12 protein-coding genes are annotated in these 13,224 nt (G+C 54.9%); 9 read left to right on the top strand and 3 right to left on the bottom strand.

Annotated elements, in window-relative coordinates:
* The first annotated feature begins 88 nt into the window (after nucleotides 1-88).
* The 3 genes from PJE062_RS11715 (at nucleotide 89) to PJE062_RS11725 (ending at nucleotide 6,894) form a co-directional block, all read left to right on the top strand.
* Nucleotides 89-514 carry a cupin domain-containing protein gene (locus PJE062_RS11715; RefSeq protein ID WP_008549216.1) on the top strand — a complete coding sequence of 142 codons (426 nt, stop codon included), beginning with the start codon at nucleotides 89-91 and terminating at the stop codon, nucleotides 512-514.
* 337 nt (nucleotides 515-851) lie between these two features.
* Nucleotides 852-4,304 carry an indolepyruvate ferredoxin oxidoreductase family protein gene (locus PJE062_RS11720; RefSeq protein ID WP_008549009.1) on the top strand — a complete coding sequence of 1,151 codons (3,453 nt, stop codon included), beginning with the start codon at nucleotides 852-854 and terminating at the stop codon, nucleotides 4,302-4,304.
* Between the two features lie 559 nt (nucleotides 4,305-4,863).
* Nucleotides 4,864-6,894 carry a methyl-accepting chemotaxis protein gene (locus PJE062_RS11725; protein WP_037036769.1) on the top strand — a complete coding sequence of 677 codons (2,031 nt, stop codon included), beginning with the start codon at nucleotides 4,864-4,866 and terminating at the stop codon, nucleotides 6,892-6,894.
* A gap of 93 nt (nucleotides 6,895-6,987) precedes the next feature.
* Here the strand turns inward: PJE062_RS11725 and PJE062_RS11730 are convergent, their stop codons facing one another.
* Both PJE062_RS11730 and PJE062_RS11735 read right to left on the bottom strand, forming a co-directional pair.
* A complete protein-coding gene (locus PJE062_RS11730; protein WP_008549383.1) occupies nucleotides 6,988-7,326 on the bottom strand; it encodes a DUF1330 domain-containing protein in 339 nt (112 codons plus the stop codon).
* A 69-nt stretch (nucleotides 7,327-7,395) separates the two neighbouring features.
* Nucleotides 7,396-7,965, bottom strand: coding sequence for a TetR/AcrR family transcriptional regulator (locus PJE062_RS11735; protein WP_208982270.1), 570 nt, complete (start codon nucleotides 7,963-7,965; stop codon nucleotides 7,396-7,398).
* Between the two features lie 141 nt (nucleotides 7,966-8,106).
* Between PJE062_RS11735 and PJE062_RS11740 the strand changes: the two genes are divergently transcribed.
* Complete coding sequence (locus PJE062_RS11740) at nucleotides 8,107-8,607, top strand: DUF417 family protein (RefSeq protein ID WP_008549172.1); 501 nt, start codon at nucleotides 8,107-8,109, stop codon at nucleotides 8,605-8,607.
* An 87-nt stretch (nucleotides 8,608-8,694) separates the two neighbouring features.
* Here PJE062_RS11740 and PJE062_RS11745 read toward each other — a convergent pair whose 3' ends face one another.
* Nucleotides 8,695-9,315: a TetR/AcrR family transcriptional regulator gene (locus tag PJE062_RS11745; RefSeq protein ID WP_008549339.1), complete on the bottom strand. Its 621-nt coding sequence runs from the start codon at nucleotides 9,313-9,315 to the stop codon at nucleotides 8,695-8,697.
* 414 nt (nucleotides 9,316-9,729) lie between these two features.
* Between PJE062_RS11745 and PJE062_RS11750 the strand changes: the two genes are divergently transcribed.
* From PJE062_RS11750 to PJE062_RS11770, 5 genes are all read left to right on the top strand, one after another.
* A complete protein-coding gene (locus PJE062_RS11750; protein ID WP_008548931.1) occupies nucleotides 9,730-10,560 on the top strand; it encodes a universal stress protein in 831 nt (276 codons plus the stop codon).
* A gap of 234 nt (nucleotides 10,561-10,794) precedes the next feature.
* Nucleotides 10,795-11,391 carry a HupE/UreJ family protein gene (locus tag PJE062_RS11755; RefSeq protein ID WP_008549421.1) on the top strand — a complete coding sequence of 199 codons (597 nt, stop codon included), beginning with the start codon at nucleotides 10,795-10,797 and terminating at the stop codon, nucleotides 11,389-11,391.
* A 145-nt stretch (nucleotides 11,392-11,536) separates the two neighbouring features.
* A complete protein-coding gene (locus PJE062_RS11760; protein ID WP_008548974.1) occupies nucleotides 11,537-12,445 on the top strand; it encodes an aminoglycoside phosphotransferase family protein in 909 nt (302 codons plus the stop codon).
* Between the two features lie 55 nt (nucleotides 12,446-12,500).
* The gene (locus PJE062_RS11765) at nucleotides 12,501-12,836 is read left to right on the top strand and encodes a hypothetical protein (protein ID WP_008549107.1); all 336 of its coding nucleotides are present in this window, start codon (nucleotides 12,501-12,503) and stop codon (nucleotides 12,834-12,836) included.
* The gene (locus tag PJE062_RS11770) at nucleotides 12,833-13,204 is read left to right on the top strand and encodes a nitrile hydratase subunit alpha (protein WP_008549463.1); all 372 of its coding nucleotides are present in this window, start codon (nucleotides 12,833-12,835) and stop codon (nucleotides 13,202-13,204) included. The genes PJE062_RS11765 and PJE062_RS11770 overlap by 4 nt, the downstream gene beginning before the upstream one ends.
* The last annotated feature ends 20 nt before the right edge of the window (nucleotides 13,205-13,224 follow it).

Raw genomic sequence — 13,224 nt, forward strand, 5'->3', positions numbered from 1 at the left:
ACAGGATCAGGGCAATCGCTAGTCTCAGCCTCACATCAAAAGCACATCGCTTTACGCTCATAAAAACAGAGAGTTACGAGGAGTATCCATGTTCAAGTCCGCCCTGAAGGCCATCAGCGCCGCCGCCCTTATCGCCCTATCCACCGCTGCGTTTGCTGGTGGAGATGAGGACCACATGACCCCGCTGAAAGACATTGAGTGGACCCAGTTTGGCAACACGCCATTGCACCTTTCCGTGTTGTGGGGCGACCGTGAGACTGGCCCCTATGGTATGTACCTGAAGATCCCGGGCGGTTTCCACGTGGGCGAGCACGGCCACACCAACACCTATTATGCGGTCACCATTCAGGGTCAGTGGGAACACACCCGCGCGGGCAAAAAAGAAGTGCTGCCGGTTGGCTCCTTCGTGATGCAGCCGGGCGAAGAGTACCACGACGATGCCTGCGTCGGCCCAAAAGACTGCATTCTGCTGGTCGTCCAAAACGGCAAAGGCGACGTCCTGCTGCCGCAGTAAGGCGGCCAACCGAGCAAACCTTTGAGTTTCCGGAGAGAAATGGAGCCATTACGGCTCCATTTTTGCGTTTGAGGGAGGTGCGCAGCCTTCAGATGAAACTGCCGTAGCGGATTGCTGAAGTCTCAAGGAAATCAGAGGCTTCAGGGCGGTCAGTTTGGTTATCTGTTGTATTCAAAGGGATTATTGTACATCCGCTGATATTTCATGCAGTATGGGTCTACGTAATAATGCGAGTAGGCCACGCTCCAAAAATAATTTTCCAAAAAAACGGCCCGTTTCTTCGCAGATAAATTCCTGCCGTCCTGCGGCAACGCCAGACATTTGTGAGAGTAACCTGATGGTTTCTGAAGAAAAAAGCAGTGAGCCGACCCCGTCAAAACGCCATAACGCGCCGTCGCTGGATGACAAGTACACCCAGACCAGCGGCGTTGTGTTTCTCACTGGCAATCAGGCGCTGGTGCGTTTGCCGCTGCAGCAGCGTATGCGCGATGAGCTGGCGGGGCTGAATACGGGCGCTTTTATCTCCGGTTATCGCGGGTCTCCGCTGGGGCGCTACGATATGGAGCTGTGGCGGGCGCAGCTGCATCTGGACAAGCACAGCATCGTGTTTCAACCGGGCGTGAATGAGGATCTGGCGGCAACGGCCATCTGGGGCTCACAGCACGTGGGCAACATGAAGATGCGCAACAAGGATGGCGTGGTCGGCTTCTGGTACGGCAAAACGCCGGGCGTGGACCGTTCTGGCGATGCGTTCCGCCATGCCAACTTTGCCGGCACGCACCCCAAGGGCGGTGTGGTGGCGCTGTGTGGGGATGACCATGCGGCCAAGTCCTCCACCGTGGCAGGCCAGTCGGATCATATGCTGATCGCGTCGGGTATGCCGGTGCTCTACCCCGCCAACCCGCAGGATATTCTGGACTACGGCATTCTGGCGGTGGAGATGAGCCGCTACAGCGGATGCTGGGTGGGCATGAAGCTGGTGACCGATGTGGTGGAGAGCGCCTCCAGCGTGGAGGTGGATCTGGATCGCATTGAGGTGGTGAAGCCGGACTTGAAAGACCCACAGGGCGGTGTCTGGATTCGCGAGATCGACCTGCCGGTGCAGCAGGAAAAGCGGTTGCTGGAAGAGAAAATTCCGCGTGCGTTGGCCTTTGCGCAGGCCAACAACATCAACCAGATCACCCATGATGCGCACGAGGCAGACGTGGGCATCATCGCCTCGGGCAAGTCTTACTCCGATCTGCGTCAGGCCATGAACGAGCTGGGGCTGACGTCCCTTGAAACGGAAAAGCGCCGCATCCGCATTCTCAAGATCGGCATGGTGTGGCCGCTGGACCCGAAGATTATCGAGAACTTCTCGAAGGGTCTCAAGAAAATCCTCGTGGTGGAAGAGAAGCGCCCCGTTGTTGAGGAGCAGCTGAAATCCACCCTGTTTGATGCGGATATATCGCTGAAGGTACAGGGCAAGGGCTTGCTGCCGAACTCCGGCGTGCTGGCAGCCAATCAGGTGGCTTCCGCCATTGCAGAGTTTCTGGAGGACGACGGGCTGAAGGCCAAAGTGCCGGTGCCGATCAAGCTGAAACCGGGGCCGGTGCGCCGTCCCTCGTTCTGTTCCGGTTGCCCGCACAACACCTCCACCAAAGTGCCCGATGGCAGCCGCGCATTAGCGGGCATTGGTTGCCACACTATTGCGTATTTCAATGACCCGGTGAAGACCAAAGCTCCCTCCCAAATGGGCGGTGAGGGTATGCACTGGGTGGGGCAAGCGCCATTTACCGATGAACCGCATGTGTTCGCCAACATGGGCGATGGCACTTACTTTCACTCCGGCTTTCTGGCCATGCGACAGGCCGTGGCCGCTGATGCAACCATGACCTACAAACTGCTGGTCAACGGTTTTGTTTCCATGACCGGCGGCCAGCCGGTTGATGGCGAGCAGTCCGTGCCGCAGCTGATCACCGCTGCGCTCAATGAGGGTGTGAAGAAGGTGGTTGTGGTGACGGAGGATGTGGAACGGGTGGAAGCTCAGTCCATTCCGGCGGGCGTTGAGGTGCACCACAGGCGAGAGCTGGAAGCGGTGCAGCGGGATCTGCGCGAGATACAGGGTGTGACGGTGCTGATTTATGATCAGGCCTGCGCCACAGAGCGCCGCCGCCTGCGCAAACGTGGCAAGTGGGAAGACCCGAAAGTTCGCACCTACATTCACCCGGACATCTGCGAGGGCTGTGGTGATTGCGGCGAGAAGTCGGGCTGTCTTTCCATCGAGCCTCTGGAAACGCCACTGGGCCGCAAACGGCAGATCAACCAGTCCAGCTGTAACAAGGATTTTTCCTGCGTTGAGGGCTTCTGCCCCAGCTTCGTGACCATTCACGGCGCTGAGCCGAAGAAGGCGACCACCCCTGCGGAGCGTCAGATTGAAAGCGTGGGCGACGAGATTTTGGCAGAGCCGGAATTGCCCGCCATCAACGGCGCGACCGGACTGCTGGTAACTGGCATTGGCGGCACGGGCGTTGTCACCATTGGCGCGATCCTGTCCATGGCTGCGCATCTGGATGGCAGCCGCGTTTCCACGCTGGATCTGACGGGCCTTGCGCAGAAGTACGGTGCGGTGATGACACACATGCGTATCGCCAAATCCGCCGATGGCCTGCAAAGTGCACGGCTGGCAGTTGGCGAAGCAGACGTGGTGATCGGCTGTGATCTGGTGGTGACAGCAGGCGACGAGACGCTGACAACCCTGCGCCAGGGTTCCGCTCAGGTGGTGGTGAACACGGAAGAGGTGCCAACCATCGACTTTTCAAAGAACCCGGACTGGGACATCAACACGCCCAACCTGCAAGCGCGGTTGCAAGAGGCGGTTGGCGATCGACTGGCCTACTTCGACACCACACAGGCTGCGAAAGATCTGTGCGGCGATGCGGTGATGGCCAACATGATGCTGTTTGGCGCCGCCTGGCAACGTGGCCTCATTCCGGTGACGCTCGGGTCCATCCGTCAGGCTATCGAGTTGAACGGCGTGGCCCGCGACAAGAACTTCGAGGCCTTCAACTGGGGCCGTCTGATGGTGCTGGATCCGGAGCGCGTTGCCAAAGCACGGGCACCTGTTGCTCAGGTGGTGAAGCTGGATCGACCGTTGCCGCTTGAGGAGCTGATTGAAGACCGGGTGAACCGCCTGAAGGACTATCAGAGCAGCAGCCTTGGCAAACTTTACCGTCAAAAGCTGGTTGCGCTGAAAAAGGCCGGAGCGGGTGAACAGATACTTCGCACCGCCGCGACGCAATATTTCCGTCTTCTGGCGCATAAGGACGAGTTTGAAGTCGCCCGTCTGTTCGCTCAGCCGCAGTTCAGGCAAAACCTGTCGGACAGCCTCGAGGGCGATCTGAATGTGCGCTTCCACATTGGCGGTGGCCCCTTTGCACGAAAGGACCGTGTGACCGGGCTACCTGTGAAGACCGAGTTTGGGCCGTGGATGATGAAGTTATTCTCCCTCCTCTCCTCCTTGCGTGGTCTGCGCGGGTCGTTCCTTGACCCGTTCCGCAACAATGAGGAGCGCGTTCTGGCAAATGAACTGCGCTCATCATATGAGGCGGACATGGATCTCGTCTGCATCCACCTTGCTGAAGCCGGAGAGAAAGCTGCACACGATCTGCTGAGCTGGCCGGTGAAGGTTCGCGGCTTCGGGCATGTTCGAGCGGGCAACGCGGAAAAAGCGTTGAAGCTGCGCGAGCGACGCAAAAAAACGCTTAGCGACGCACAAAACAACGCAAAACAGGAGAAGGTGCCTGCTTAGGCGTAAGTCGCTGATGTGATTTGGTAAAATGGGGTGAGGTCTGCTGACTTTGCCCCGTTTTCGTTTTGAGCCTTACATAGCAACGCAAAAGAACGCAGCGACTGCTGCCCAAAATCTATCCCCGGTTTGGGACGCGCGGAAAAGGTGGCGGTTATCCCCCTGCCCAAAAAACGCAGGGACCGACTTATGCTCTTGAGCACTGATGATAAGTCTGCACTGGAAGATCTACGTAATATTCCCGCTATGTATTCGACTTTTTCAAAGATTAATTCCAAAATATGCATTGTGCACTTATGGGTAATCCCTAATAGTGATTGTAGTTTTATTTTAGTACTGTCGAATAAATGGGTTCTATATCAGAAATAATATCTGACTTAAGCTTATCTATAACATGTATTGTGGGGCAATATCCAGTTAAATATTAACAAAACTATAATAATAGTGATTGTTGTATTTACGCAAGGAGAGCGGTAATCAACCTTAGGTGGTTGAAACCAGCGTCATATGAGTGGAAGATGGCAGAACCCATACTGAATTTTACAGTATGGCGAAGCAAAAAATGAAACTAAGTCATCGCATTGTCAGCGCATCCGCAGCGGTTCTTCTCGTTGCCTCATCCCTCGTAATTTCAATCGGGACATACCTCAGCATGCAAACGGCTGAGGAAGACAGCCGCGCTTTGTTTAACTCGGTTGCCTCCGGTCTGGCCGTAACCGCGCAGGATCTTTTAAAAGAGTCGCAGGTTATTTCCACAACGCTTGCAAACACTTATGGTGCTGAGATCAGCACTGGAGAAGCATCCCGCACCAACATCGCGCAGATGACCGAAGCCGCCTTGCGCGGCACCACGGATATCCTCGGCATCGCCGTCTTCCTGCAACCGGATGTTGCAGGCAAGGATGCAGATTACATCGGCAAGAAGTACGCCTCTGATACAGGCCAGTTCGTTCCTTACTTCTACATGGAAAACGGCAGTGTGCAGTCCCTGACAGCAGACATTGGCCGTGCGGATGTTCAGCGCCGCATGCGCCGGGCCATGCAGCAGAAAAGCCAATTCGTAACAGAGCCTTACACCTTTGACGTTGAAGGCAAGACCATCCTCTCCGCTTCCGTTCTGGACCCGATCCTGAATGCCCGCGGCGAGCCTGTTGGCGTGGTCGTGATCGACGTGGATTTCGACAAGCTGCAAGAGAAAATGAGCGCCGCGCACTTCTACGAGACAGGTCGTCTGGCCGTGGTCAGTGAAGGCGGTCTCTGGGTCAGCCACAGTGATCGTGACGTTCTGGGCAAGAAGGTGCGTCCGGTTATTGAGACCATCATGAACGGCGTCCGCGAGAAGGCCAATGTGCAGGAAATCGGTGACCGCTTGTTTATTCTGGAGAAATTCCAGCTGGGTACGACCGATCAGTTCTGGTTTGCCGGCATGTCTGTTACCACGGACGAGCTGGGCGCAGGCGCACGCTACACCCGCGATATGGCGCTGATTGCAGCAGTGAGCTCCGGCCTTATTGGCTGTCTCATCCTGTGGTTCATCGGCAATTCCATCGCCCGCCCAATCGTCAACCTGACGCACCGTATGCAGTCTCTGGCAGATGGCAATGTGAAGGACGAAGTCCAGTATACAGACCGCTCTGATGAAATCGGCCAGATGGCTAACGCCTTGAAAGTGTTCGTCACTGCTGTTTCAGAACGCCAGACCTTGCAGTCTGAGGCGGAGAAGGAACATGAGCGTGAAGCCAACCGCCAGAAGGAAGCGGCCAAGCTGATCGAGGAGTTCTCCGGTACCGCAGAAACCGCTCTGGGTGTTATCCATAGCCGCTTTGACGAGCTGGAGCAGACCTCCAAAGAACTGGCGAACATCGCGGAGAACACCAACGTTCAGACCACGGCGACCTCTGCCGCTTCAGAAGAAGCAACTGCCAACGTGCAGACTGTCGCCTCGGCTTCTGAGGAGCTCTCCACCTCCATTGAAGAGATTGCGCAGCAGATCGCCCGCACCAACAAGGTGATCACGCAGACCAACGATGCAGCCCAGGCAACCAATGCCAAGGTGATGGATCTGGACGGCACAGCGCAGCGCATTGGTGAGGTGGTGAACCTCATTCAGGACATCGCCGAGCAGACCAACCTGCTGGCACTCAACGCGACCATTGAAGCGGCTCGTGCTGGTGAGATGGGCAAGGGCTTTGCCGTTGTGGCAACGGAAGTGAAGGAGCTGGCGAGCCAGACCTCCAAGGCGACCGAAGAGATCTCCCAGCAGATTGCCGAAATTCAGGGCTCTTCCAAGGATGCTGTTGAAGCTATTCAGGAAATCACTTCCAGCATCCGGCAGGTGAACGAGTTTGCGTCCAACATCGCGGCTTCTGTTGAGCAGCAAGGCGCGGCCACAGCTGAGATCACCGAAAACGTGCATCAGGCAGCAACAGGTACGCAGAACGTTTCTGAGAACATGGTACTGGTGGCACAAGCCGCTGAAAAGACCAACCAATCCTCAGATCTGGTCTCCAAAACGGCCTCGTCCGTACGTGAAGAAGTCATCGGCCTGCGCGAGCAGATCGACGACTTCCTGTACAAGGTACAGTCCGTATAAGGCTGTAACTTAATGAGAAATCCGGCTGGCGAAGACCTGTGCTTTGCCAGCCTTTTTTATGCGGGGAAGTAGCGCTTCATCTGCGCGATGTGATCAGCTTGCGGCCTCTTTGGCGAAATAGCCTGACTTCACAACGCTTTCTGTTTCTGAATGACCCGGAATGACGGTCGCAAATCCTTCGATAACCTGGCTGCTGAACTTTCTGAGTTCCACCATTTCCTCTGAGTTATAGAAGGTCAGAGCGGCCTCAAAACTCTCGAACCTGTACATCACCATGTTCGTATAAGGGGGCGGGTCCGCAAGGGCTTTCATCGGGCTCGCGACGATCAACTCACCGCCATATTTTTCGAGAATAGGCACGGATCTTGGGCCGAGTTCCTCAATGCGGGATCTGTCGATAATGTTGTAGTGGTGAAGAACATAACCAGCCATTTGAAAATCCTAAAATTATAGAGGGGGCAACGCGTATCTTACTTCGCCTGCTAAACAAATCCGTTGCGCTCAGATCGTGCTCACAAGCACGCTGACTGTTTCTTCCAGCTCTTCCAGTGGTGTGCCGCCGCGCACCATGACGCGCAGGCCGAAGTAGCCGGCGGCGAGCAGGTTGGCCTTTTGCTTTCGCAGGGCCGCATCGCTTTTGTAAGGCTCGGAGACGGCGAGGGCGGTGTTGAACAGGTCTTGTGTGCTTTTGATGCCTTCCTGCGCATTCAGCTGGATTTGCGGATCATCATGGGCGTGTTCAATGGCTGAGTTGCACAGGAAGCAACCGCTGCGGTCGCCATTGCGCACAGGCTCCAGCACAGCCTCAAACAGATCCACAAAGCGCTGCTTTGCGTCTGGTGCCTTACAGATCACCTGTGCCAGATGGGTGATGTCCCGTTCGTGGTAAAGTTTCAGCGCCCGCGCGTACATGGCGTCTTTATTGCCAAATTCCCGGTAGAGCGACTGCTTCTTCAGCTCGGTTATCCTCTCCAGATCCTGCATGGAGGTGCCGTGATAGCCTTTTTCCCAAAAAGCTCTCTGTATTCTGTCCAACGCAGTTTTAGGGTCAAATTCCCGAGGTCTTGCCATCACTCTATTCCCGCTCACAACAATGTTACCGATCAGTCCGTAATTCATTATGGACACATCGGTCCGTAATACATATACCTAAGCGCACAGGCTGGCAAGACCCGCCACAACACACTGCCAAATTCAACACAGGAGGTTGATATGACTGATCTTACTCACGCGACTGCCACACAATCAGAAGACAATGCCGCCCTGGGTGCTTTGTTCTCAGACATCGCGAAAAACGGAATCTTCGCGGCCCTTATTCTCGTGTTCCTCTGGTTTGGCGGAATGAAGTTTACGGCCTATGAGGCTGGAGCAATTCGCGGACTGGTCGAGAATTCTCCCTTTCTTGGATGGCTTTACACATTCCTGTCCGAAGGAGCTGTGTCCAAACTCATCGGACTTACTGAGCTGACCATCGCCGGGTTACTCGCCACCCGCTTCTTTGCTCCAAAGTTCGCGGTCTACGGCGCACTGGGCGCAATCGCGACATTCCTAGTGACCTTCAGCTTCTTCTTCTCCACGCCGGGCGTGTTCATTCCGGACACTGGCGTGCTCGCGATCTCTGTTATCCCGGGACAGTTCCTTTTGAAAGATATCGTCCTGCTGTTCGCATCCGTGTTCGCCCTGGGCAACGCCCTCAGTGCCACTTCAAAATAAAGATATACTCCTCACTGTGCACTGAAATGGGGGCGCCAATGGCGCCTCCATTGGGCTGTCTGCGGTTTGGTGATAGGAAAAGGGGAATTACTTCCCGCCGGTCTTCATTCTGCTGCCCAGCACTTCCAGCGTAACCTCAATCAATGCAAAGAGTTTTTCGCGTGGGGTGCCGAATTTCACCAGCTCGTAGAGACCCTCGAAAACCATAATAAAGTAGGCGGTCAGGATCTCGATGTCCTCGGGGTTCTTCAACTCATCCTGACACTGAGTTAACTTATCCCTGATCTGATCTTCCCAATCAAATTGCAGATTCTGAAACTCCGCCCAAAGGCTCTCGTCAACGTAGCCTAGGTCCACAAGTGTCGGCCAGAAAAGGCCTTTTTCGGCTTTCAGGTCATCACAGCACAGCTCCGTAAACTCCATCAGCACCCCTTGCAGCGCCGAGTACGCATCCGAATGCATTGCCATAACTGACTGCATTTGCTGGCTATATTTGAGGTAATACCACCGCAGCGCAGAGACCGCCAACTCTCGCTTCGACCCAAATGCAGCATTGAGTGTTTTCGTAGATACACCAACAGCTTCGGCCACATCGTCCATTGTGGCCGTTACTATTCCATTCCGCAAAAACACCCGGATGCTCGCATCAAACAGATTTTCGAGTTCGGGGATCGGAATGGCAGGATCAAATGGTTCGTCCGAGCTCATTTTGGAAATATAGATAAATCTCTATTCCCCTCAACAACGATGCTTGGCTTTAGAAAAAGAAACGCAAAGCCAATGGGCTAGATAAATTTCAATTTATGTCGATTGTGTTGAGTACCCGCGAGCGCTTTGCTCTTCATGTCGGATGTGTGGTGTCTGTCTTCAAATATTCAAAATGTAATTATCGTGATTTTGTTTTGAGGTATTATGTCTACCATAGATTGACTTAAGGTTATAATGCGTACGTAGGGTTATAATAATTCGGTGTGGGCTAAGTATAGCACCCAATTTACTTGTCCTTGTTTGCGTCCAACTATCACAGTATGAGGCGGGAAGGGCATTTCAGGCAACTCGACCGACTGGTGGGAGCTTTTCGCATTCTGCGCTTCATGAAGTGAGTCAATTGGAGGTTCAGATATGTCTATCAAAACAGTCGTCACCCTTACCGACACAACAGGCGATCAAGTCGCAGCCCGCGTTGCCGTTGAACTCTCCAAGCTGACAGATGCCTATCTGATTGGCGTGGTCCCAAACTACGAGACCTCTTACTACCTGTGCACGGCAGGGCCAATGCCACCTGACTATGAGCAGCGCTTGCAGGAGCAGTCCGCCGAGTTGCTCAATAAGTCATTGGAAGGCTTTGCAAAACACTTTGATGGCTCCGGCGTGAAAGGCGAAACCCGCACCACCAACATCACTCTGGGTGGCACGTTTGACGAGCTGATGCATCTGGGCCGTTTGAGCGACGTCACCGTGATCCGTCAGGATGATCCCGCCAAGCCGGAGCCTATGCGCTCTGCCATGATTGAGGCGATGGTGTTTGATACCGGTGTCGCGACACTTATTGTACCGCATGCATATGAAAAAGCGTTCGCACCCAAGAACATCGCTGTGGCGTGGGATGGATCCGGTCCCGCCTCCAACGCAGCGCATGCCTCCATGTCCATGCTACAGGCGGCAGACACCGTATCCGTTGTGATGATCACCCCGCACGATGAGCCAAAGCATTCAGAACTCACGGATATTCGCAATTACTTCGAGCGCCACGGCGTCAACATTCATCTGGAAGTGATGAGCAATGTCTCTGGCTCCGTGTCAGAAGCGCTGCTGAGCACCGTGGATCGCCTCAAGGCCGATATGCTGGTGATGGGCGGCTATGGTCATAGCCGTCTGGCTCAGTATCTGTTCGGCGGGGCGACGCGCAAGGTGCTGCATGATATGAAGATCCCGGTTCTGATGACCCATTAAGCGATCAGCAAAGGGGGCCTTCGGGCTCCCTTTTTTGCAGGTGCATTCCCTCTCAAATTTCCCAATAGTGTTTTCTACAGGCAATCTGGTGTGATTTTCCCAAAAGAACGCGGTTTGATTGCTTGCCTGCGGAAAACAAGTCAGTTTGGCGTCACCTTGTGCGGTCACCCTGCACCCTAACTGACGACATGGACTGCGCGTGCTGCTGCGCGCCCAATATTGGATATTGCACTGATGAAATTGAGAGAAACTGCCGGTTTGACAGGTCTTCTGGCAGTATTGATGTTGATTGCCTTGCCCGCTCAGGCTGCCGCATTTTCTACGGCACAAGCCAAGGCGGATTTCCTTCACGGTCTGTGGCATCCGCTTGGCGGGCTGGACCATATCCTCACCATGGTTGGCGTTGGTGTTTGGGCCGCGCTGGTGCTGCACCAGAAGCGCCTGATCTGGCCACTGGTGTTTACGCTTGTCATGTTCATGGCGTTTTGGGCGCGCTACATGGGCGTTGTTGTGCCATATGTTGAGATGGGCATTCTGGCCTCCGTCATCGTGGTTGGCTTGCTCGTAGCGTTTGCTCTGAAACTGCCTGTTGTCGTGGGCGCGCTGATTGTTGGCGTGTTTGCGGTGTTCCACGGTGCAGCCCACGCTGTTGAGGCCAATGCGAGCAGCCTGCTGATTTACGCGCTCGGCTTCTCCGTTTCCACTTTCGCGCTGGGTCTGGCCGGTATCGGGCTTGGCTCGTTGACCGAGTGGAACAGTGGCCGCATGTTCCTGCGCGCGCTCGGAGCCATCACGGCGCTCTTCGGCCTCTACCTGATGTTCGTGGCCTAGTGTCTCATTAGAGCGACAGTTTTTGAGGGATTGCCTCGGTTTTGAGGCTTTTCCTTCGCAAGCTCACTCAGTTCTGCTTAAGTCAAGGTGCGGTCTCGACCGCGCCTTTTTTATTGCTGATTTTTAAGTGTGATTGCGAGTTTCAATGAGTGATGACCGTTTGGTTATAGCGCCAGAAGTGGTGCGGAAGATGCTTGATGAGCAGTTTCCTGAATGGAAGGACCTGCCTCTCAGGTGCGTTGAGAACGAGGGCTGGGACAATAAAACGTTCCGCCTTGGCGATGAATTGAAGGTGCGCCTGCCAAATGCTGCGGGTTATGTTCCGCAGGTTGAGAAGGAGTTTAAGTGGCTGCCGAAGCTGGCAAATCGGCTGCCCGTAGCCGTTCCTGAGCCGGTCGCTCTCGGCAAGCCCTCAGCAGATTATCCTTGGCCGTGGTCGGTTTATCGCTGGATTGAGGGAGAAACAGTTTCCGCTGACACCATCAGCGATATGAATGCGTTTGCGAAAGATCTGGCAAGCTATCTGCACGCGCTCTGGGCTGCGGACACGACTGGCGGACCGATCGCGGGGGACCATAACTTCCACCGCGGCGGTGATCTGAGCGTTTATGACGAAGAGACCCGCTTTTGCCTTGCTGGCGTGACGGACGAGATCGATGCCAAAGCCGCGCTGATGATCTGGGAGCGGGCTCTTCAGTCCAAATGGACAAAACCCGCCGTCTGGGTGCAAGGCGACCTTTCAACCGGAAACATCCTAACGAAGAATGGCCGCCTCAGTGCAGTCATCGACTTCGGCTTATGCACCATTGGCGATCCCGCGTGCGACTTAGTTATCACCTGGAAGTTCTTCTCTGGCGCTAATCGGGAGCTTTTCAAAACCATGGTCGATATGGACCAACCTACCTGGCATCGCGCCATGGGCTGGACCCTCTGGAAAGCCGTCCGCACCCTCTACTACGCCAAACAAGACAACATCCCGGAGGAGCAACAAGCCGCCAAAGCGGTGATTGAGGCCGTGCTATCTGACGCAAACCTCGCGGCCACAAAGACTTAAGCCCCATCCCCTAGACTGGCTTTCATCTTGTTTCCGGTATCAAGGAAGAGCGGTGATGGAGAGGGACTTTGAGTTGTTGTTGACCCGGCGGATGTGGGAGGATCCGACGTTTGCGGAGCTGGCGGAGAGGGATGCCAGGGCTGCTCTGAAGCAGTTGGGCGTGAAGGTTGATCCTGCTGTTAACGTTCGGATCATCCAGCAGCGCGAGGACACATTGTATCTGACCATTCCACCCGCAAAGCCAGAGGATGAGCTGAATGCGACGCTGGATCTGAACCAGATGGATCTGTGGTCCAGCGGGGATATGTTTGTCTGGCTGTCTTCGGTTTACAACAAGGTCAAGCTGCTCGGCATTCGTTCTTCCATCGCAAAAGGGAAGGGAGACGCATGAGCCAGCAGGACAACAGTGACTTCGCGGAGCAGGATTATCGTCGGATGATCAATGATCCTGACTATCGCCAGCGGTTGATTGAAGATCCGAAAGGAACCCTATCAGAAACAACGGGTTACACGTTTCCAGAGGATGTGCGTGTTGAGGTGATTGAGCAGGAGCCGGACACCATCTGTATGATGATCCCCATCAGGCCGAAGGGGGATGAGGCGCAGATTGAGCAGGCGCTGCACAAGTCTGCCGAGCGCACGTTTGACCTGCTGTTTTCCTCGGGCATCGGCGGGTATTTCATTCCGAGCGATAAGCTGAAATGGGTGCTCCGCGATATGCGCCGCAGTTGGATCAGCAAGCTGGGGCTTAAGCTGTAAACCCCAGCAAATGCCTCAAA

This window comes from Pseudovibrio sp. JE062, from assembly GCF_000156235.1.
Lineage (GTDB): Bacteria > Pseudomonadota > Alphaproteobacteria > Rhizobiales > Stappiaceae > Pseudovibrio.

Bases quoted from the DNA above. Each gene is read 5' to 3' on its own strand.
- PJE062_RS11715 (WP_008549216.1), top strand. From the start codon at position 89: ATGTTCAAGTCCGCCCTGAAGGCCATCAGCGCCGCCGCCCTTATCGCC.
- PJE062_RS11720 (WP_008549009.1), top strand. From the start codon at position 852: ATGGTTTCTGAAGAAAAAAGCAGTGAGCCGACCCCGTCAAAACGCCAT.
- PJE062_RS11725 (WP_037036769.1), top strand. From the start codon at position 4,864: ATGAAACTAAGTCATCGCATTGTCAGCGCATCCGCAGCGGTTCTTCTC.
- PJE062_RS11730 (WP_008549383.1), bottom strand. From the start codon at position 7,326: ATGGCTGGTTATGTTCTTCACCACTACAACATTATCGACAGATCCCGC.
- PJE062_RS11735 (WP_208982270.1), bottom strand. From the start codon at position 7,965: ATGGCAAGACCTCGGGAATTTGACCCTAAAACTGCGTTGGACAGAATA.
- PJE062_RS11740 (WP_008549172.1), top strand. From the start codon at position 8,107: ATGACTGATCTTACTCACGCGACTGCCACACAATCAGAAGACAATGCC.
- PJE062_RS11745 (WP_008549339.1), bottom strand. From the start codon at position 9,315: ATGAGCTCGGACGAACCATTTGATCCTGCCATTCCGATCCCCGAACTC.
- PJE062_RS11750 (WP_008548931.1), top strand. From the start codon at position 9,730: ATGTCTATCAAAACAGTCGTCACCCTTACCGACACAACAGGCGATCAA.
- PJE062_RS11755 (WP_008549421.1), top strand. From the start codon at position 10,795: ATGAAATTGAGAGAAACTGCCGGTTTGACAGGTCTTCTGGCAGTATTG.
- PJE062_RS11760 (WP_008548974.1), top strand. From the start codon at position 11,537: ATGAGTGATGACCGTTTGGTTATAGCGCCAGAAGTGGTGCGGAAGATG.
- PJE062_RS11765 (WP_008549107.1), top strand. From the start codon at position 12,501: ATGGAGAGGGACTTTGAGTTGTTGTTGACCCGGCGGATGTGGGAGGAT.
- PJE062_RS11770 (WP_008549463.1), top strand. From the start codon at position 12,833: ATGAGCCAGCAGGACAACAGTGACTTCGCGGAGCAGGATTATCGTCGG.